Source organism: Corynebacterium sp. ACRPE, assembly GCF_022347435.1.
Taxonomy (GTDB): Bacteria; Actinomycetota; Actinomycetes; order Mycobacteriales; family Mycobacteriaceae; genus Corynebacterium; species Corynebacterium tuberculostearicum_D.
Map to the genome: position 1 here is coordinate 1 of NZ_JAKRNA010000026.1, position 20,473 is coordinate 20,473.

Consider the following 20,473-nt stretch of genomic DNA (forward strand, 5'->3'; position numbering starts at 1 on the left):
AGACGATAAAGACGTCTTTGACACCACGGTTAGAAAGATTGGCGCATACCTGCGCCCAAAATGAAGCGCCTTCTTCTTTGGCAATCCACAATCCTAAAATGTGTTTGATGCCGTCAAGGTCCACACCGATTGCCATGTACGCACTCTTGTTGACTACCCGGCCGCCATCGCGGACTTTAATGCGCAGCGCGTCCAGGAAAATGACTGGGTAGAACTCGTCTAGCTGGCGGTTTTGCCAGACCATGACCTCATCCAAGACGGCGTCAGTAACCGCTGAAATCGTCTCATGGGAGATATCAACCCGCATCGCCGTTGCCATATGGTGCTGGATGTCCCTAATTGTCATCCCACCGGCGTACAAGCTAACGGTCATGTCATCGACATCGGTCAATCTCCTCGAGCCTTTAGGGACCATAGTCGGCAAGAATGTTCCAGCCCGATCCCTCGGGACATCAACGGTGACTGGCCCGTAGTTAGAATCCACGGTCTTTGGATACGACCCGTTGCGGTGATTGTCTGTTCTAGCTGCAGCTTTAGCGCTCCTGTCGCCAGACTCGTAGCCCAGGTGGGCATCCATTTCAGCGTTGAGTCCCCTGGTAATTGAGGCTTGCAACATGCCGCGAACCAGGTCGTTGGCATCCGTTGTAGACGTGCCTAGGTCATCAATCAGCTTCGCGATTTCAGGGTTAGCAAGAAGCTTCTTTTCAATCGCATCAATCTTGGCCTTATCAGCCGGATCTCGTCTCGCCACAGTAGTCATTCTGGTCCATCTCCTCATGCAGGTTAGGTACCCACACACAAACCATCAGACACTCTCTATTCCGAAGCCACTCCGGCGGCGTGGGCCGCGCACAACAAGGACCGCGATAAGCTGCAGGACATTAGCCGTGAGATGCTCGGCAGCGCCCTCGACTTGGTCATGGCCGCTGGCCACCCGTTCTACGATAATGACCACCAGAAGGTCGATACTCCCGACTATAGCTTCATGTACGAGGACGACTACGCCAAGCTTTCCGGAGGCGAGACCGACTGGAATTACTTCGAGTCCAACGATGACTTCAAGAAGATGGCGCAAGGTGACGTCAAGCCGTAGCAGAAGTATTGGGGTATCGCGCAGGTAGGTTCCACGTTGCAGAACTCCCGCTCGGGCGAGGCAAAGGCTCCATACTCGGACGAGCTTAACGACGTCGTCGATCTCCCCACCATGACGACTGGCGCCCTCAATGCGCTGGGACAGGACGAGGATGGCTTTTCCATCATGATTGAGGGCGGTGCCATCGACTGGGCCGGCCACGGAAATAACCCAGTGCGCGATATCGAGGAGACTCAGGACTTTAATAAGTCGGTTGATGCTGCCATCAAGTAGGTAGAGGAGAACTCCTCGTGGGAGGACACTTTGCTCGTCGTGACCGCGGATCACGAAACCGGTTATCTATCCGGTGCGAATGAGGCAGCGACGGACGACAACCCTGATGCGGAAGACCGCTTTAACGCCATGGAAGGCGAAAAGGGCAAGGTCGCTCGGCACGGTTGGTACTCCGGGCAGCACACCAACCAATTGGTGCCATTCTTCTTCAAGGGTGCAGGCTCTGAGGACATCATGGCTAATACCTCCGGTACGGATTCGGTGCGCGGCGATTTCATCGATAACACCTTGGTGGCCAACTTGGTCTTTGATGAGTGGTGGAATGGTGACGCCGGCTCTGCCGACGAGCCAGAGCAGCCGGGAAGTACTACTAATCCGGCGGATGATGCAGGAAAGAAGGGCAGCAGCAAGGGCTTTGCCGCAGGTCTAGCTACAGGCCTAGGAATCTTGGGCGCTGTCGTTGGCGGACTCGGTTTCCTAGCCACGCAGATGGGCGTGCTCAATATTGACCTAAAGCCCATCTATGAGCAGCTAAAGCGCGTCGGCCTGCGCTAAACAAACGGAAGTAGGCCTAACGCCACGTTAAAGTCCTGCCCTCAGCTGCAGAAGCGGAGGGGCAGGACTTTTCTTAGCTCTGGGAAATCGGAGTTGGTTGGATCTTCCAGACCTCGTTGGCATAGTCCGCGATGGTCCGGTCGGAAGAAAAGCGGCCAGAGTAGCAAATATTGAGCCACGCCTTCTTGGCCCAGGCAAGTTGGTCTGCCTCGTATTCGGCAGCCATGCGGTCACGGGTTTCGCGGTAGTCGGCAAAGTCGCCTAAGACGTAGTACTGGTCTTGGGCGTGCTCCCCGAAGCCGTCGAGAAGCGAGGCGCGCAGATCGCCGAAGATACCGGCATTGTCTGCGCCCAGGGTGCCGTCGACAAGCGCATCCAGTACGCGGGCCAAGCCTGGCACGCTCTGGTAAAGCTCGCCTGGGTTGTACTCGGCGCGCAGCTGCGGCAACTCCTCATTGCGGGCGCCGAAGATATAGGCGTTGTCCTCGCCGACCGACTCGACGATTTCTACGTTTGCTCCATCCATGGTGCCCAAGGTCAGTGCACCATTCATCATGAACTTCATATTGGACGTGCCGGAGGCTTCCTTACCAGCCACAGAAATCTGCTCGGAGATATCAGCGGCCGGGATGATGTGCTCGGCGGGGGAGACGTTGTAATTCTCTACGAAGACGACGCGGATGATGTCCTTAGTGGCCGGGTCGTTATTGACCAGGTCTGCGATGGTGTTGATGAGCTTAATAATCGCCTTGGCGCGGTCGTAGCCCGGCGCGGCCTTGGCACCAAAGATAAAGGTGCGCTTCGGCACGGTTTCGCCCTCGTCCTTGATGCGGAAGTAAAGGTCGAGGACGTAGAGGGCGTTCATCAGCTGGCGCTTGTACTCGTGCAGGCGCTTAATCTGCACGTCAAAGATGGAATCAGGGTCGACTTCAGCGCCTTGGTGGTCGTTGACCCACTGCGCAAAGTCGCGCTTATTGGCCCGCTTGATGGCAATGAGCTCTCGCAGTAGGTCAGTATCGTCGGCCTTATCGGCGAGTTTGGCCAGCTGGGTGAGGTCAGTAACCCACGCATCGGAACCAGCCTGCTGGGTGAGCAGTTCTGCCAGGCGGGGGTTGCACATCTTCAGCCAGCGGCGCGGGGTGACGCCATTGGTCTTATTGTTGAATTTTTCTGGCCAGAGCTCATGCCATTCGGACAGCGTATCGGCCTTGATGATTTCGGTATGCAGGGCGGCGACACCGTTAATGGAGTAAGCGGCGTAGCAGGCGATCCAGGCCATGTGAACCTGTCCGTTGGACACCGGCGCCATGTAGTCAATGCGACCCTGATCCAAGCCGCGGTGGGCCATATCTTCGCGGAAGCGGCGATCGATTTCCTCCACCAACTGCCAGATGCGCCAGAACAGCTTTTGGAAGATGGACACTTCCCAGCTCTCCAGTGCCTCTGCGAGCACGGTGTGGTTGGTGTAGGCGAAGGTCTCGGTGACGATCTTCCACGCCGCATCCCAGCTCAGACCATGGTCATCGAGCAATATGCGCAAGAGCTCTGGGATGGCGAGCACTGGGTGAGTGTCATTGAGCTGGATGGCGTTGTACTGTGCAAAACCGGTGAGGTCCTCGCCGTGCTGGGCAATGTAGTTATCCACCATGGTCTGCAGGGATGCGGAGACAAAGAAGTATTGTTGGCGAACGCGCAGTACCTTGCCCTCGTAGGTGGTGTCGTTGGGGTAGAGCACGCGGCAGATATCCATGACACGCTCGCGATCGACAATGGCCTCCGTAAAACGCTGGGAGTTGAAGGCGTCGTAATCGAATTCAGCGATGGGTTCGGACTTCCACAGGCGTAGCGTGCCTACGTTATCGGTTCCATAGCCGGTGATAGGCATGTCATAGGGAATGGCGCGCACATCCATGTCATCGAAGTGGACACGGCGTTGCTCGGAGGCGCGGCGGATGATGAAGTCATAGCCGTTTTCCATCCATGCATCAGGCTGTTCCTTCTGGAAGCCATTCTCAAAGGACTGGCGGAAAAGGCCGTAACGGTAGAGCAGGCCATAACCGGTGACGGGGTAGTCCTGGGTGACAGCGGAATCGAGGAAGCAGGCGGCAAGGCGGCCGAGGCCACCGTTGCCGAGCGCGGCATCGTGCTCGGCGTCGAGGACATCGCTCAGCTCGTGATCGGCAGCGGTGGCCGCTGCCTTGGCATCGTCGACCAAGCCCAGGTTGGTGAGGTTATTGAGCAGCGCGCGGCCCTGCAGGAACTCCGCGGAGAAGTAGTGCTGCTGGCGGGTGGCAGCGTAGGCGGAACGGGTGCGCTCCCAATTATCGGCAATCTGCTCCATGACGGCGCTGGATAGGCCCGACCAGAACTTGCGGTAGGAAGCGCTGTGCGGGCTCACACCGGAGGCCGCACGAACATGGGAGGGAACGGTGGATTCGAAAACAGAGTGCCGTGGCTGGCTCATGTGAAACCTTAAGTTAGTGGGAAGTCACGAAACGTCTGCCAGCTTAATAGGATTGGCGCCGCCTTGCAGGGAGGAATAGGGAAAGGCGCGCCGGGTACCTAGGACTTAGCCAAGTAGGTCAATGCCGCACCATATGCTGCCCGGGTGGAGGCATATACGGTCGGGGCATAGTCCGGAAGGAAGGTCGCCTGGTGGTTTACAGGCGGATTCTCTAACTCATTTTCCGGAGTGCAGCCGATGTGCCAAAAGACATAAGGTACGCCCCATGCTTGTGGTAGATAGCAAAAGTCCTCAGAGGCGGTAGAAGGGGAGGCGATGACCGAATCGGAGCCGAAGGCGGCATCGAAAACCTCGGCCACTGGTGCGTGGGCCGTGGCGTCGTTATCGGTGACCTCGCCGTGAGCGTAGTACTCAAAGGTCGGGTCTTGCTCGCTTCCGGACGCCACACACTCGGCCTTGACCATGCGCTCGAGGGAGGCATAGATCTTTTCCGCGAGTGCGGGATCGTAGTAGCGCGTATTGAGTACGAGCTCGGCGGATTCGGGAATGATGTTGTTTTTATCGCCGGAGTGTAGCTCGCCTACAGAGATGACAAAGAACTCGTGTGGGGCAACTTCGCGGCCCACGATAGCTTGGAGGCGGGTGACGATCATGGCCGCGATATAGGTGGGGTCGATGGAGTTATGGGGCATGGAGGCGTGGGCTGATTTTCCAAAGACGCGAATGCGCAGGGAATCGCAGCCGGCCATGATGGGGCCTGCGGTGTGGCGCACAGTACCGGCGCGGCCGGGCATGATGTGTTGTCCTAGGCAAATATCGGGACGAGGCACACGCTCGATGAGGTTATCGGCCAACATGTCCTTAGCCCCCACGGAGGATTCTTCGGCCGGTTGGAAAAGGGCGAGGAAGGTGCCGGACCAGGAGCTCCGAGAGGCGTCGAGAAGCGCGCAGGCACCCAGCAGCGCCGTGGTGTGCATATCGTGCCCGCAGGCGTGCATCTTTCCATTAGTGGCGGAATAGGACACGCCGGTGGCTTCCTCGACAGGCAACCCATCGAAGTCTGCGCGCAGCAAAGCAGTGGGCCCATCGCCGTTGCGGAAAATAGCGACCATACCAAAGCCGCCGATGTGTTCTACTACTTCGCAGTCAAAATCGGCGAGCTTGGCGCGGATGCGAGCGGCGGTGCGCTCCTCTTCATGCGAAAGCTCGGGGTGGCGGTGCAGGTCTTCGTAAAAGTCCTGCTGCCACCCCAGATCAGCTTCTTCAGAAGTGACAAGCTGGGCGATGCGGGCAGAATCAGACATGGTTTCACACCTTAGGGATTGGGTAGGGTTGGCGCTATGCCGGTTATTCAATTTGATGTTTTGGTTCCCAACGCGCAAGCAGAGCGCGTCGCGGAAATCTTTACCACCGCCACGGACAAGCTGGTGGAGAGTGGTTCGCTTTGCTCAGCTGACGTTACCCGCCCAGAGGCACCACAGTTTCCAGAGGGGTTGGAGGAGCAGCTGCGGCAAAATTATCGCGACGAGCATGAGGACCGCGACCTTGAGGACGCGAGCGTGCACCGCTACGACATTGCGGTGGCGGGCGTGAGTGGCTCGGTCAACCAGCTGGGCATGGTGCTCTCGCGCCTTCTCACCCCGCACGCAGTGCTGCCCAAGGACCACGTATTGCTTGAAGACGAGCTGGCACATGAGCGGCCCGCTATCTTCCCGTGGTCACTGTCCATTCGGCCTTAGAGCTGCTTGACGATGTCCCCGGCGGCCGCCGCTAGCTGCTGGGCCAACGAGCCTTCTTGGCTAAGGGGAGCGCAGTAGGCGTCGGTGTCGTGCTCGAAGGAGCCGGCGATAATGCCCACGGGAGTTCCGGCTTGTCGGGCGAGATCCGTGATGGTACCGACTGCCTTGCCGGTCAGAGACTGTTCATCAAAGCGGCCCTCGCCAGTAATGACGAGATCGGCAGCGGCGATCTTTTCCGGAAGGCCCAGTGCTGTGGCTACGTGCGTGCCGCCGGACAGGACGCGCACGTGTTCGTCTGAGCCCCAGAGGGTGCGCGAGAGCCAGGACAGGCCAATGGGAAGGCCACCCGCGGCGCCATAATATGCAGAATCTGCATCGGTGCCGGTAACCTCGCATGCTTGGAGCATGGCGCCGGCCAGCAGCGCTACTTGTTCGCCTTGAGCTCCCTTTTGCGGGCCGTACATGGTTGCTGCCTGCACTGGGGTAGCGCGGGTATCTGCTAACAAGGTGAAGTCGAGCATGCCCGCCTTGATATTGAGCTGCGCGGTATCGATGTGGTCCAGCTGAACGAGGGGAGCACCGCCCTTCGGCAGGGCATAGCCGCGGGCGTCGTGCGCAGCGGCGCCGAGTGCGGTGAGGATGCCCATCCCGGCGTCAATGCTGGCGGTGCCGCCCAATCCCAGCACGATCGAGGTAGCACCGCGGGTTTCTGCATCCGCGATCAGCACGCCAGTGCCATAGGAATCGGCGTGGAGCGGATCAAGGCTGTCCTGCACGGCGGGCAGCCCAGTGGCAGAGGCGACGTCAATGAACGCAGTGGTTCCGGCGAGAACATAGCTTGCCTGAGTCAAGCGGCCAATGGCGTCGGTAGTGGGCAGGGTAATGGTCTCGGCGGATTGTCCACCGGCCGCTGCTGCCTGTGCAAGGACAGCGGCGGTGCCTTCGCCGCCATCAGCCATGGGCAGGGTGGTCACTGTGGCGTCGGGAAGCGCCTGGCGCACTCCCATAGCAATGCTGGCTGCGGCCTCGGGCGCGGAGGCGGTGCCTTTAAACGAGTCTGGGGCGACGACAATATGCATGCCCGCAATTATAAAGCCCGTGTGCGATGGGGTACTGCGCGGCTTAAGATTCGAACGGACTACAGAAAATATCTATCTTTATTGTCGCTGGTAAAAGGGGTTACGTATCTACCTAGACCCTCGAACCTGCTTGCATTATCGGTAGTGTGATAGGAAACTGGTATCTGTTCTTACAAGTCCACAGAATGGAATGCACACCATGTCAGTAGATAGCCAAATCTCTGAGTACTACGACAAATTGCTCAAGCGCAATGCGGGAGAACCAGAATTCCACCAAGCGGTTTCTGAGGTCCTGGATTCGCTGAAAATTGTCCTAGAAAAAGACCCGCAGTACGCGGACTACGGCCTGGTGGAGCGCCTGTGTGAGCCTGAACGCCAGCTCATCTTCCGGGTGCCATGGATCGACGATAATGGCGACATCCAGGTCAACCGCGGCTTCCGCGTTCAGTTCAACTCCGCGCTCGGCCCCTACAAGGGTGGTCTGCGATTCCACCCCTCGGTCAACCTGGGCATCATCAAGTTCCTCGGCTTTGAGCAGATCTTCAAAAACTCCCTGACCGGCCTGCCCATTGGCGGCGGCAAGGGTGGTTCTGACTTTGATCCCAAGGGCAAGTCCGAGGTAGAGGTCATGCGCTTTTGCCAGTCCTTTATGACGGAGCTGCACCGCCATATTGGCGAATACCGCGACGTGCCGGCCGGTGACATCGGCGTCGGCGGCCGCGAGATCGGGTTCCTCTTTGGCCAGTACCGCCGCCTTACCACGCAGCACGAATCCGGCATCCTCACCGGCAAGGGGTTGACCTGGGGTGGCTCCCTGGTTCGTACTGAGGCCACGGGCTTTGGCACGGTCTACCTCACCAATGAGATGATGAAGACGCACGGCGAGTCTTTCGACGGCGCCAAGGTTATCGTCTCCGGTTCTGGCAATGTGGCCATCTACGCCGCAGCCAAGGCCCAAGAGCTCGGCGCCACCGTAGTTGCGATGTCTGATTCCTCCGGCTACATCACCACCCCGAATGGCGTGGACATTGAACTGCTCAAGGATGTAAAGGAAACCCGCCGTGAACGTATTTCCACCTACGCCGAAGAGGCTGGAAACGGAGTGGAATTCCACAAAGGCGGAAATATCTGGGAAGTAAAGGCAGACGTAGCTCTACCATGTGCCACCCAAAATGAGCTCGATGGCGAATCCGCAAAAAAGCTCGTTGACGGCGGCGTGCGCTACGTAGCCGAAGGCGCTAATATGCCGTCTACCCCAGAGGCGGTCCACATCTTCCAAGAATCCAAGATCAACTTCGCGCCGGGCAAGGCCGCCAACGCTGGTGGCGTTGCTACCTCCGCGCTAGAAATGCAGCAAAACGCTTCCCGTGACTCCTGGTCCTTTGAGTACACCGATGATCGCCTCCATGCGATCATGTCCAATATCTTTAAAAATATCGATAGCACGGCTAAGGAATATGACCGTGAGGGTGATTACGTTGCCGGCGCGAATATCGCTGGCTTCAAGAAGGTAGCGGACGCCATGCTGGCACAGGGCGTGATTTAGTAGCTCGCTTTTTCCTTCTTAGCTCCGCTTCTGCGCTGCCTTTGTGTAGTGGAGAAGGGGAGCTTGTGCTGTAAATACGCGCCATAGATTGTGTGAGTGGGCGGGTGGAAGGCGATTGTCGGCACTGGAGGGTAAATCCTCAGTACACACTCGGTGCGTGGCCTCCACGTCTGGCACGTGAGGGCATGTAAAATTCGCGGCATGTACCGTGTCTTTGAGTCCCTAGATGAACTAGTCCAGCACTTGGAAGAGGCCCATAGCCTCCCCATGACCTCTAATTGCATGGTTCCGCGCCATGAAATGCTCGCGCTTCTCGACGACCTCCGTAACGCCCTGCCCGTTGAGATTGATGACGCGCAGGATGTCTTGGATAAGCAGGATGAAATCCTGCACGGCGCCGAAGAGCGCGCGGATCAGACGATCAACGACGCTAATGCGCAGGCCGATGACATCGTGGGCCATGCTCGCGAAGAGGCGGATGCCACGGTCTCCCACGCAGAACAGCATGCCGCCAAGCTAGTGGCTGATGCTGAAGCTCGCGCTCAGTCCATGGTGGAACAGGCCCGCGCGGAAGCAGACCGCACCATCGCTCAGGCCAATGATGAATATGAACGTTCCGTTGCAGAAGGCCGCGCCGAGCAAGAGCGCATGGTTTCGGAATCGGAAGTTGTGCGCCGCGCTGATGAGGAAGCACACCGCATCGTGGAGTCCGCCCACGCCGAGTCCAACCGTCTGCGCAGTGAATGCGACGAGTTTGTAGACGGCAAGCTAAGTGAATTTGAAACCACCCTCAATGGACTGCTGCGCACCGTAAGCTCCGACCGCTCTGCACTGCGCGGCGGTGCCGGGGTCCGTTCCCGCGGCGGCGACTACCAGCCCTCGAGTCGTGCCGGCGGTGTTGCGGGCGGCTCCCGCTACGCAGAAGGCGAGAACTACGAGCGTCGCTATAACGAGCGCTAAACCTTTAAATTCTTTCTACCCTTAAGCTTCATTTCTTGGATGGAACTGAGTTCTGGAGCTTGAGGGGTGAGGGGATGGTTTGGCCCTTATATCAGGCACGGCTAAAGGCTCTGGTGGGTGGGCAGACGGTTTGTCGTACACCGTCTGCCCACCCACCAGAGCCTTAATGTTTTCCTACCAGTGCGGGCAGTTCAGGAGGCTGCGCGGGAGCCCGGCAGTGTGGTGGGCACTGCCGTATTTGCTGCATGGGGAGTAGCTGTTAACGGCGTGTGTGTGGACGTGGCGCTGCCTTCTTTCCTCGAGGTGAGATGCGCAGGCACGGCGGATTGGATGGCCATACATGCTGCAATGACCGTGGTCACTAAGCCAGGGAAAAGGAATGCAACAAGCGCGGTAAAGAAATAGGAAGACAGCGACGTCAAAGAACTATCACTAAAGTTCTGCGGAAAGCACACGGCGCACAGACTCACTAGCGCACCTGTGGCGACAAGCATGGTGCCCACAGAAATAAGCGCGGTGGGAATGGTCTCTCGAGAGAACCAGGTAATGGCGCCTGCGCTTAGGGAAAAGATGAGTGCTCCGGTAAGCACCGACAGGTCCATGCCGGTGGGCAATACCAGGATGGTGCCGGCTATCAACCCAGCGATGATGCTGCAGATGAGTGCAGTAAAGAGGCGAATCCCACTAGCACCATAGATACCTGAACGGTCCGGCTGTGGAGTGGCGTGCACGAGCGTGCCGGCAATGGTTAATACCGCGGCAGGAAGGCAGCTAAACACGACGAATCCGAGTGCGATGCTGCGGGGATCCGTGGAGGCTAGCGCCAAGTGGTAAGTCATGCCTCCACACTAAAGGCGGCTTTGGCTTGGGAAAAGGCTAATCCGGAAAGGCATAGGCCCTTTTACTTTAAACGACAGACTCTTGACAGAAAGTTTGCCTGTGCGGGCCGCTAGGCGGAGTTTGCGGGGCAAGGTAGACTACCTAGTGTTATGACATCACCATTGAAGTTCGATGTGGGCGAATTGTTGAACGCCCAAGGCGCTGACGCACTGCCGGAGCAACGCACCCAGACCGGCCCCGCACCTGAGAGGATCGGCGTCGAGATGATCGCTATTCCGAAGGGTGAGGAGCTCACCGTAGACGCCACCTTGACCCCTCTAGGTGCAGGTGTCTTGGTGGACGCCAACGTATCCGGACGGTTGACAGGGGAATGTTCCCGCTGCTTGAAGGAACTGCACCCGCAGCTGGATCTCCACGTCACGCAGGTCTTTGCCGCCGATGACTCCTTTGTCTCTGGCGATGATCCTGCAGCCGATGATGAAGGTTCCGGAGATGAGATTCCGGAGATCGAGGATGATGAGCTGGACCTTTTGCAGGCCGTGATCGATGAGGCAGGCCTCAACCTTCCCTTCGCGCCGGTGTGTGAGGACGGCTGTGAGATTGACACGCCTGAAGGGGTGACCACCGGTATCTCTGGCGAAGAAGAGGAAGACAAGGTCGATCCCCGCTGGGCTGGTTTGGAGAAGTTCCTATGAGCCGCAAAAAGAAGCTAACCGGGGAAGAGGCACTGGCAGCCGAATTTGCTGCAGTAGACCACAGCCCACTGTTGGAATCGCTCGGCGTGGACTTGCAGCCAGAACACCTGCGTTTGGCGCTTACTCACCGCTCGTTTGCCAATGAGAATGGGCATTTGCCTAATAACGAGCGCTTGGAGTTTCTGGGCGATGCGGTGCTGGGCCTGTCGGTGGCCTCCCAGCTCTACATCACTTATCCCTCTCGTCCGGAATCGGATATTTCCAAGATGCGTGCCTCGATCGTCTCGCGCTATGGCCTATCGGATATCGCCCGGGAGATAAACCTCGGCCCGCACATTTTGCTGGGCAAGGGCGAGCAGTCTACTGGTGGACGCGATAAGGATTCCATTCTTGCCGATACCACCGAGGCAATCTTTGGCGCCATCTACCGCGAGCATGGATTCGAAACCGCGCGAGATGTCATCTTGCGCTTGTTTGCAGAAAAGATCGACAACGCCACTGTGAGCGGTCGCCACCTAGATTGGAAGACCACCCTGCAGGAGCTGTGCGCCGAGCTTAAGGCACCGATGCCGGTCTACTCGGCTACCTCTACCGGCCCTGAGCATGACCAGACCTTTAACGCGGTAGCCACCGTTGCTGGTCTGACCGTGGGCAATGGAGTGGGCCATAATAAGAAGCTGGCCGAGCAGCAAGCAGCTCAGGAGGCCTGCCAGACTTTGCGCGAGACTCCTCTCTTGGTCCAGGGCACCGCGCATAAAGAAGGCTAAGTATGCCGGAACTGCCGGAAGTCGAGTCCGTCCGCCGGGGTCTGGAGCCCCACGTGGTGGGGCGGACTTTTGAGTCTGTGCACGTCCTGCACCCACGTGCCAACCGTGGCCAAGATGAGCCACTCTCCGGTCTTCTTGTCGGTAAAGAGATCGCCGCTGTGGCTCGGCGAGGCAAGTTTATGTGGCTGGAATTTGTGGGCGAAGATTTCATGGATCCCCACCGCGACGTCCTCTTCATCCACTTAGGCATGTCGGGTCAGGTTCGAATCGGCTCGACCGATTCGCCGCATCTGCGCATTAGCGCCCAGCTAAGCGGTGGGATAGAGCTTAGCTTTGTAGACCAGCGCACCTTTGGATATTGGCTCTATGCACCGTGGGCGAAGATCGCGCACATTGGCATTGACCCGTTGGAACCCGACTTCGACATTGTGGCTACCGCGCGGCGCCTGCGGGCAAAGAAAACTGCAGTAAAGACCGCACTGTTAGACCAAACCCTGGCTTCTGGAATCGGCAATATCTATGCCGATGAATCCCTGTGGGCGGCACAGATTCCGCCCCGCAAAAGGGCATCGACGTTGCGGCAAAAGGATGCCGTAGCCCTGCTCGAAGCAGCCCAAGAGGTTATGGCCGCCGCCCTAAAAGTGGGTGGCACGAGCTTCGATTCCTTGTACGTCAACGTGAATGGTGAATCGGGGTACTTCTCGCGGTCCTTGGCCGCGTATGGGCGGGCTGGCCAGCCCTGTCAGCGCTGCGGAACGCCCTTGGAGCGCTGTGTAATTTCAGGGCGTTCCACCCATTTCTGCCCCCATTGCCAATAAGTTGTGGCGCATGGGGTTCACGTTGTGAACCTCAAGGCAGTAAATTATTCTGCATGGATTTTCTTGAAAATGTCGTAACGACATTTAATGACGGCGTCTGGTCGTGGATTCTGCCCTGGCTGCTCATCGCTGCGGGCCTATTCTTCGGCATCCGTACCGCTTTGGTGCAGGTGCGCATGGTGCCGGATATGTTCCGCGCCGTCGTCGAGCGACCCAAGGGGGAAGGTCGCGATGAGGACGAGGACTATGGCGGCATCTCTGCTTTCAAGGCCTTCACTATTTCGGCCGCCTCCCGCGTCGGCACCGGTAACGTGGCTGGCGTGGCCGTGGCCATTTCCGTGGGCGGCCCAGGTGCTGTCTTTTGGATGTGGCTCATCGCCATCCTTGGTGGTGCAACTGCATTCATCGAATCCACCCTGGCGCAGCTGTGGAAGGTGCGCGATGGTGATGGTTACCGTGGTGGCCCTGCGTACTACATGAAGCGCGGTTTGGGCTGGGGCCCGCTTGGCGCTCTTTTCTCCATCGCTATCGCCTTTACCTTTGGTTTGGTCTACAACGCCTTCCAGACCAACGCCATCGCGGATGCGGTGTCCTTCTCTTTTGACCGCGATGACACCATGTTCCGTGCCATCATCGGTGTTGTTATCGCCGTGGTTGCAGGCCTCATCATCTTTGGCGGTGTTAACCGCATTGCCAATATCACCCAGATCATCGTGCCTTTTATGGCGGTGGCCTACCTGCTTGTCGGCGGTTTTGTAGTCATCGCGAACTTTGACAAGGTGCCGGGAATGATTGGCGATATTGTCGGCCACGCTCTGGGTATTAAGGAAATCGCTGGCGCCGGTCTCGGTGCGGCCATGATGAAGGGTATTCAGCGCGGACTGTTTTCCAACGAAGCTGGCGAGGGCTCTGCTCCGAATGCAGCGGCTACCGCGGCAGTCTCGCACCCAGTCAAGCAGGGCCTGGTGCAAACCCTTGGCGTGTACTTCGACACCTTGGTGGTGTGTACCATCACCGCCTTTATCATCTTGCTGGGGCCGGAGATTGCCTACGGCGCCGAAGCAGAAGGCGTCTCCTTGACCCAGGCGGCTTTGTCTTCTGAGGTGGGCGAGTGGGGCATCCACTTCGTCAGCTTCATCCTCTTCTTCCTAGCTTTCTCCTCTATCCTGGGCAATTATTACTTGGCGGAATCTAACCTGGAGTACCTCACCCAGAGCAAACCTGCGCTGGTAATTTTCCGCCTCGTCGTGCTTTTCTTTGTCTGGTTCGGCGCAGTGGGCTCTCTGCCTCTGGTCTTTGCCTTGGCCGATACCGGTGCGGCAACCATGGTGATCCTCAATATCATCGCCATCGTGCCACTATCCGGTGTGGCGATTAAGTTGCTCAAGAATTACAACGAGCAGCGCAGCCACGGCATTGACCCGGTATTCCACCGCGATATGATGCCGGAGCTGAAGGGCGTAGAGTGCTGGGACGGATCGGATCCTGTCACTCGCCGCAGCGAAGAGGATCGCCGCGTGTTGCGCGATAAGGGACACCACGACCGCTATTAGAAATTAGGGAGGCCGCATGGCACTGGAAAGAATGACCGCTTTTGTCCATGGGCACGTCCAAGGCGTGGGCTTTCGGTGGTGGACGCGCTCCCGTGCCCTTGAGCTCGGCTTGAGCGGGCATGCCACCAATCTGAGCGATGGCCGGGTGCAGGTGGTAGCAGAAGGCCCGCGGGAGAAATGCGAGGAATTGCTGGGCCTCCTCAAAGAGCAGCCGAGTACGACCCGCCGCCCGGGAACGGTGGATCTGGTCGTCGAACAGTGGGCTGCCCCTAAGGGCGAATCTGGTTTCATCGAACGCTAACTCGCAGCATAAGCAGGCCGGAGCGAGCGTACAGGCTCGGCTGGGCAGCTGCGTTCAAGGCTTGCTAAACTTACCCAAATGCACCTGAAATCGCTGACGCTGAAAGGCTTCAAATCATTCGCGTCGGCGACGTCTCTGAAATTCGAGCCAGGAATTTGCGCCGTCGTCGGACCGAATGGCTCCGGCAAGTCCAATGTGGTCGACGCCCTGGCCTGGGTTATGGGTGAGGGAAGCGCCAAGACGCTGCGCGGTGGAAAGATGCAGGACGTCATCTTTGCCGGCGCTGGTGACCGCAAAGCGCTGGGGCGCGCCGAGGTCACCCTCACCATTGATAATGCGGACGGTGCGCTGCCAATCGAATACTCGGAAGTGTCGGTCACCCGCCGCATGTTCCGGGATGGCGCCAGCGAATACGAAATCAATGGCTCCAAAGCGCGCCTGATGGATATTCAGGAGCTGCTATCTGATTCCGGTATTGGCCGCGAGATGCACATTATCGTTGGTCAGGGCAAGCTTTCTGAAATTCTAGAATCGCGGCCCGAAGATCGGCGCTCGTATATCGAAGAGGCCGCGGGCGTGCTTAAGCATCGCCGCCGTAAGGAAAAGGCACAGCGCAAGCTCACCGGCATGCAGGCCAATTTGGATCGCCTGCAGGACCTTACTGATGAGTTGGGCAAACAGCTCAAGCCTTTGGCCCGCCAAGCAGAGGCCGCGCAGCGCGCCGCCACTGTGCAGGCTGATCTGCGCGACGCCCGCCTGCGGCTGGCAGGAGATAGAGTGGTGCGCCTGCGCAGCAAGTTTCAGGAGGCCGAGCGCGCGGCCGAGGTTTTGGCCGAGCAAGTAGAAGAAGTTACCGCGCAGCTGGAAGAAGCAACGGGTTCTCAGTTAGAAGTGGAAGCCCAGCTGGAAGAGGTAAACCCCAAGGCGGAGGCGGCTCAAAAACTGTGGTTCGACCTGTCCACGCTATCCGAGCGCATTTCCGCGACCCAGCGCATTGCGGAGGAACGAGCGGCCAATGCCGGCGCACAGGTGGCCTATTCTGGCCAGGATCCGGATGACCTAGAGGCTCGTGCTGCCCGCGCGGACGAAGAGCATGCGGAGCTTCTCGCCGCGGCAGAGGAAGCTGCGGAACGACTGGAGGCTATCCGCGAGGAGGTAGCAGAGCGTCGTGAGGCATTCGAAGCCGCTGAGCGCGAGCACATGGCGCAGCTGCGTGCTATTGCGGATAGGCGCGAGGGCGTCGTCCGCCTCATCGCCGCAGAAGAAAAGGCGGCAGGGCAGGTAACTTCGGCAGAAGAGGAGCTGGCGCGTCAAGAGGAGACCTTGACTTCTACCAAGCAGCGCACCCAAGCTGCCCAGGCGGAAGCCGATGAGGTGGCGGATAAGCTGCAGTCTTTGGCCGGCGAGCGTGAGCCGCTCGAGGAAGCGCATGTGCGAGCGGCCAGTGAATCGGGTGCGGCCGATAAGCGTTTGGAGCAGCTACGCGATGAGCAGCGCGAGCGCGAGCGCGCCGTCTACACGTTGCGCTCCCGCATCGATACCCTGGCTCAGACTGCACCGGAAAAGATTGAGGTAGGCGAGCATTTCCAACCGCTGGCCGAGTTCATTACCACCAAGTACGAGACCGCGGTAGCTGCCGCGTTGGGTGCTTTTGCAGAGGCCCAGGCCGGCGAGATTTCTGCCCAGCTGATTGCGGACTTGGAAAAGGGCACGCGCTCCGCTCTTATCGACGTCTCCGTGGCCGCCCCTTCCTCTTCCTGGCGCGTGGATGCGACTTTGCCCGCAGGCACCTCGTGGTTGCTCGACCACATTGCGGTGGTCCCGGAAGTTTCCGCCGCGCTGCACCGCCTCCTTGCGGATGTCGTGCTCGTCTCCGATGTCACGGAGGCGAAAAAGCTGGTGGCCGAGGACCCCCGCCTGCGTGCGGTCACCGAATCCGGCGTGGTGCTGGGTGAAGGTTGGGTAGAAGTAGGCACCGGTGCTTCCTCCACCGTTGAGGTTTCCGCCCGCATCACGGAGGCAGAGGAGCAGTTGGAATCTGCCACGCAGGAGCTGGAAGAACTCTCCGGCACGCTTGAGGGCGCGAAGATCGCTGCGGAGGATGCCCGGGTGACTGCAGCCTCGGCGAAGGCTGCCTTGCGCGAGCACGATACTGAAGTTGATGCGTGGAAGCGCGACCATCAGCGCCTGCTCAAGCAATACGAGGCCAATAAGAATGAGCACGAGAAGGCCGCAGCGCGCGCGACCGAGATCGAGGTCAAACTGACCGAGGCCCGCACGCAGCTTGCCGACGCCCGCGATAGGCTCGCCCGCGTCGATGCGGACGAGCAGCCCGACGAGCCCTCTTCGGTAGAGCGCGACGAGGCCTCTGCAGCATTAGAGCAGGTCAAGTCCATGGAAATGGAGGCGCAGGTGGCAGCCCGCTCGGCCCAAGACCACGTGGGTCAGGTAGCGGGGAAGGGGGAGGCATTGCGTCGCCAAGCGCAGCATGAACGCCAAGCCAAGGCCCGCCATGAGCAAGCAATGGCGCGGCGCAAGGCCCAGGGAGAGTTGGCCGGTGCGGTAGCCAAGCATTCACGCGATCTGGCCGCGCGCGCCACGCAGCTGCTTGAGCGCGCTACCTCTGAGCGCGATGACTACTTTGCGCAGCGCACCTCCTTAAACTCGCAGCTGCAGCAGGTCAAGCAACATGTCTCGGCCGCGCGGCAGCAGCTGGACCGGCTGACCAATCGCGCCCATGACTCGGAAATTGCTCGCTCCCAGGCGCAGGTGCGTGTGGACGAAGCAGAAGCCAAGATTGTGGAACAGCTGGGCATTGCGATTTCGGATCTCTTGCAGGACTACACTCCAGGCGAAGATTTCGACCGCGGGGCGGAAAACGCGCGCTTGAAGCAAGCAGAAAAGGACCTCAATTCACTAGGCAAGGTCAATCCGCTCGCGCTGGAAGAATACAAGGCTTTGGAGGAGCGCTATTCCTTCCTGTCCACTCAGTTAGAGGATGTCATCCAAGCCCGCAAGGATCTTGCGGGCGTTATCGAAGACGTAGACGCGCAGATTTTGCAACTGTTTACAGATGCATGGCACGACGTCGAAGCAGAATTTCCAAAGGTTTTCCAGACCCTTTTCCCCGGTGGCGAGGGACGCCTTATCCTCACAGAGCCGGAGGACATGCTCACCACCGGCATCGAGGTGGAAGCACGCCCACCGGGCAAGAAGGTCAAGCGCCTGTCCTTGCTATCTGGTGGCGAGAAGTCGCTTACTGCGCTTGCGATGCTGGTAGCCATCTTCCGCGCCCGTCCCAGCCCGTTCTATGTCATGGACGAGGTTGAGGCAGCGCTTGATGACGTCAACCTGCGCCGCCTCATTGCCCTCTTTGAGGAGCTGCGAAAGGACTCGCAGCTCATCGTCATTACGCACCAAAAACCGACGATGGATGTTGCCAACGTCCTTTATGGCGTAACCATGCGCGGCGATGGTGTTACTCGCGTGATTTCGCAGCGCATGAATCCCGCAGGCAGCGCCCCTGGAACGGAGCAAGCCAGCGAGGATGCTACTCGCTTGGGCGTAGATGCTCCCCGCGGTAACGAACCGGGGAAGTAGCCTGGGGTTCGTCCACTTCCCGCAGGACCCCTTCCGCTATAGGAGGGGGTTTGACGTGCCGCGAGCTGAGAAGACTGGCACTATAGAGGCATGAATTCTTTATGGTTATGGATCGGCATTGCGATCGTCGTCATCGTGCTGATTATTCTTCTCGTGGTAATCGGCAAAAAGCGCGGCGACGCCAAGAAGGTGTCCTTTGATAAGCCTGCTGAGGAAGAACCGAAGCAGCTGACCCAGGAGCAAAAGTCCGGCAACTATCAAGCCAAGTCCGGCTTTAACTTCGCTCCTGCTGGCGGCGCTAAGGAAGCGCAGAAAGCCCCGGTTCAGGCGGACAAACCCGGCGCGAACAAGCCTGCCCCAGAAAAACACGCTCAGTCGCAGCAGGCCGCTAAGGCAGAGCCGAATGCTACCGCCATCGCCAACGAGCAGCTCAGCGGCAAGACCTCGCAGCCGAAGGAAAAGCCGCAGGCACAGGCTAAGCCGCAGGCTGATAAGCCACAGTCTGCTCAGCCCACGACTGATGCCGCGGCAAACAAGCCCGTGGCCGACAAGCCTATGGCAGACAAGTCTGTGGCAGAGGAACCAGAAACCAAGACGGCACCTCAGCAGGAGAAGCCGGCGAAGACCGACAAGCCGGCAGAGCCTTCTAAGCAGGCCCAGGCCCAAGCGCCAGCGGAGGAGAAGAAGCAAGCGGCAGAATCTTCCGCTGATAAGGCAGACAAATCCCAGTCCAAGGGAGCTGGCGCTGCGGCGGCGGCTGCTGCTGGCGCGGCAGGCGTAGCGGGTGCGGCAGCTGGGGCGTCGGAAAGCGAAGAATCGCAGGCGGACCGTGCCCCAGAAAAGGCTGAGCAACCAGAAGCTGCACCCAAAGCAGAAGAGCCGGCAGCTTCCGAAAAGGCAGAAGATCCAGAAGACGTTGTCTCCGTGGAGAATGCCGAGGTAGAAGAGGAGTCCCCAGTCTTCGACGAGGTTGTTGAAGACAATGATGCGGAAGACATCGAGGAGCGGGTGGACGACCGCGAGGAGGCCGAAGAGGCCGCAGCTGCTGCCGAGGCGCAAACCGGTGCAGCCGAAGCTGCCAAGGAACAGACCGAGGCTCCAGAGGGCGAACCTGCTCCAGCGCCAGCTCCGCAGGATGATATCGCACCCGCCGGTGGGCGTCTTGGCCGTTTGCGCGGGCGCCTTTCGCGCTCGCAAAATGCCATCGGCCAAGGGCTCATGGGAATTTTGTCCGCAGGCGATCTGGATGAAGACGCCTGGGAGGAAGTCGAAGACACGCTCATCATGGCGGATTTGGGCACCAAGTCCACGATGAAGGTGACCGATTCCCTGCGCGAGAAGATTGCAGAGCGCGGCGTCTCCAGCGAGGATGAGGCACGTGCCATGCTGCGCGAATGCCTGATTGAAGCAGGCCATCCAGAGATGGATCGCTCCATTAAGGCCATGCCGAATGAGGGCAAGCCGGCCATCGTGATGGTCGTCGGTGTCAATGGCACCGGTAAAACCACAACCACCGGCAAGCTTGCTCGCGTGCTGGTAGCCATGGGCCACAAGGTCCTTTTGGGTGCGGCCGATACTTTCCGTGCTGCGGCCGCTGATCAGCTTGAGACGTGGGGTCGCCGCGTTGGCGCCGATACCGTGCGCGGCAAGGAAGGCGCTGACCCAGCATCGGTAGCCTTCGACGCGGTAGCAACCGGCGTGGAACAGCAAGTAGATGTGGTCTTGGTCGACACCGCAGGCCGCCTCCACACCTCCACGGACTTGATGGACCAGCTGGGCAAGGTCAAGCGCGTGGTGGAGAAGAAGACCGATGTGGACGAGGTCCTGCTGGTATTGGATGCCACGGTGGGGCAGAACGGCCTTACTCAGGCGCGTATTTTCCGCGAGGTAGTAGATATTACCGGTGTGGTTCTTACCAAGCTGGATGGTACTGCCAAGGGCGGCATCGTCTTCCAAGTACAAGAAGAATTGGGTGTTCCAGTCAAGCTTGTGGGCTTGGGCGAAGGCGCCGATGATCTCGCGCCATTCGAAGTTGAAGGCTTCGTCGACGCCCTGTTGGGTGAGAAGTAGCAGCTAACCTTTCTAACTCCCCCTGCATATCGGGTGCCACGTACGTGCACCACGGTGTGCTGGGGGAGTCCTTCGTTTTCATGGGAGAGTTATAGCGTGCAGCAATCTCGCGAATTCTTT

The 20,473-nt window shown here is 59.0% G+C and carries 18 protein-coding genes; 13 read left to right on the plus strand and 5 right to left on the minus strand.

Going from position 1 to position 20,473, the window contains the following annotated elements:
• Positions 1–760 (minus strand): IS256 family transposase (locus MHY13_RS10395; protein WP_239283046.1); only part of this gene is annotated, 760 nt, incomplete at its 3' end.
• A gap of 132 nt (positions 761–892) precedes the next feature.
• On the opposite strand from MHY13_RS10395, the gene MHY13_RS10400 reads away from it, so the two are divergent.
• The 3 genes from MHY13_RS10400 to MHY13_RS10410 are packed head-to-tail and all read left to right on the plus strand — an operon-like array spanning position 893 to position 1,921.
• A complete protein-coding gene (locus tag MHY13_RS10400; RefSeq protein ID WP_239234729.1) occupies positions 893–1,093 on the plus strand; it encodes a hypothetical protein in 201 nt (66 codons plus the stop codon).
• A gap of 36 nt (positions 1,094–1,129) precedes the next feature.
• Complete coding sequence (locus tag MHY13_RS10405; protein ID WP_239234727.1) at positions 1,130–1,366, plus strand: alkaline phosphatase; 237 nt, start codon at positions 1,130–1,132, stop codon at positions 1,364–1,366.
• A 39-nt stretch (positions 1,367–1,405) separates the two neighbouring features.
• Positions 1,406–1,921 (plus strand): hypothetical protein, encoded by a 516-nt coding sequence (locus tag MHY13_RS10410; RefSeq protein WP_239234725.1) that lies wholly within the window; start codon positions 1,406–1,408, stop codon positions 1,919–1,921.
• Between the two features lie 73 nt (positions 1,922–1,994).
• Here MHY13_RS10410 and MHY13_RS10415 read toward each other — a convergent pair whose 3' ends face one another.
• Together MHY13_RS10415 and MHY13_RS10420 are read right to left on the minus strand one after the other, a co-directional pair.
• A complete protein-coding gene (locus tag MHY13_RS10415) occupies positions 1,995–4,385 on the minus strand; it encodes a glycogen/starch/alpha-glucan phosphorylase (RefSeq protein WP_239283047.1) in 2,391 nt (796 codons plus the stop codon).
• A gap of 98 nt (positions 4,386–4,483) precedes the next feature.
• Entirely contained in the window at positions 4,484–5,689 is a 1,206-nt protein-coding gene (locus MHY13_RS10420; protein ID WP_239283048.1) for an amidohydrolase, read from the minus strand.
• A 36-nt stretch (positions 5,690–5,725) separates the two neighbouring features.
• Here MHY13_RS10420 and MHY13_RS10425 point away from each other — a divergent pair, with 36 nt between their 5' ends.
• A complete protein-coding gene (locus MHY13_RS10425) occupies positions 5,726–6,124 on the plus strand; it encodes a hypothetical protein (RefSeq protein WP_239283049.1) in 399 nt (132 codons plus the stop codon).
• Here MHY13_RS10425 and MHY13_RS10430 read toward each other — a convergent pair.
• A complete protein-coding gene (locus MHY13_RS10430; RefSeq protein WP_239283050.1) occupies positions 6,121–7,203 on the minus strand; it encodes a glycerate kinase in 1,083 nt (360 codons plus the stop codon). The two genes, MHY13_RS10425 and MHY13_RS10430, sit on opposite strands and share 4 nt — an antisense overlap.
• Positions 7,204–7,402: 199 nt before the next feature.
• On the opposite strand from MHY13_RS10430, the gene gdhA reads away from it, so the two are divergent.
• Together gdhA and MHY13_RS10440 are read left to right on the plus strand one after the other, a co-directional pair.
• Complete coding sequence (gdhA, locus tag MHY13_RS10435) at positions 7,403–8,749, plus strand: NADP-specific glutamate dehydrogenase (protein WP_239283051.1); 1,347 nt, start codon at positions 7,403–7,405, stop codon at positions 8,747–8,749.
• Between the two features lie 201 nt (positions 8,750–8,950).
• Positions 8,951–9,709: a DivIVA domain-containing protein gene (locus tag MHY13_RS10440; protein WP_239283052.1), complete on the plus strand. Its 759-nt coding sequence runs from the start codon at positions 8,951–8,953 to the stop codon at positions 9,707–9,709.
• Between the two features lie 191 nt (positions 9,710–9,900).
• Here MHY13_RS10440 and MHY13_RS10445 read toward each other — a convergent pair whose 3' ends face one another.
• The gene (locus MHY13_RS10445) at positions 9,901–10,548 is read right to left on the minus strand and encodes a hypothetical protein (RefSeq protein ID WP_239283053.1); all 648 of its coding nucleotides are present in this window, start codon (positions 10,546–10,548) and stop codon (positions 9,901–9,903) included.
• A 150-nt stretch (positions 10,549–10,698) separates the two neighbouring features.
• On the opposite strand from MHY13_RS10445, the gene MHY13_RS10450 reads away from it, so the two are divergent.
• The 7 genes from MHY13_RS10450 to ftsY all read left to right on the plus strand — a co-directional run bounded on the left by MHY13_RS10450 (position 10,699) and on the right by ftsY (position 20,353).
• A complete protein-coding gene (locus tag MHY13_RS10450) occupies positions 10,699–11,244 on the plus strand; it encodes a DUF177 domain-containing protein (protein ID WP_204608457.1) in 546 nt (181 codons plus the stop codon).
• Positions 11,241–12,011: a ribonuclease III gene (rnc, locus tag MHY13_RS10455; protein WP_005325284.1), complete on the plus strand. Its 771-nt coding sequence runs from the start codon at positions 11,241–11,243 to the stop codon at positions 12,009–12,011. The genes MHY13_RS10450 and rnc overlap by 4 nt, the downstream gene beginning before the upstream one ends.
• A gap of 2 nt (positions 12,012–12,013) precedes the next feature.
• A complete protein-coding gene (mutM, locus tag MHY13_RS10460; protein WP_239283054.1) occupies positions 12,014–12,829 on the plus strand; it encodes a bifunctional DNA-formamidopyrimidine glycosylase/DNA-(apurinic or apyrimidinic site) lyase in 816 nt (271 codons plus the stop codon).
• A 53-nt stretch (positions 12,830–12,882) separates the two neighbouring features.
• The gene (locus tag MHY13_RS10465; protein WP_239283055.1) at positions 12,883–14,382 is read left to right on the plus strand and encodes a sodium:alanine symporter family protein; all 1,500 of its coding nucleotides are present in this window, start codon (positions 12,883–12,885) and stop codon (positions 14,380–14,382) included.
• 16 nt (positions 14,383–14,398) lie between these two features.
• The gene (locus MHY13_RS10470) at positions 14,399–14,683 is read left to right on the plus strand and encodes an acylphosphatase (protein ID WP_150850674.1); all 285 of its coding nucleotides are present in this window, start codon (positions 14,399–14,401) and stop codon (positions 14,681–14,683) included.
• A gap of 78 nt (positions 14,684–14,761) precedes the next feature.
• Positions 14,762–18,283, plus strand: a complete 3,522-nt coding sequence (gene smc, locus MHY13_RS10475) for a chromosome segregation protein SMC (protein ID WP_239283056.1) — start codon at positions 14,762–14,764, stop codon at positions 18,281–18,283.
• 90 nt (positions 18,284–18,373) lie between these two features.
• On the plus strand, positions 18,374–20,353 hold the full coding sequence (gene ftsY, locus MHY13_RS10480; protein WP_239283057.1) for a signal recognition particle-docking protein FtsY: 1,980 nt from the start codon (positions 18,374–18,376) through the stop codon (positions 20,351–20,353).
• Positions 20,354–20,473: the final 120 nt, after the last annotated feature.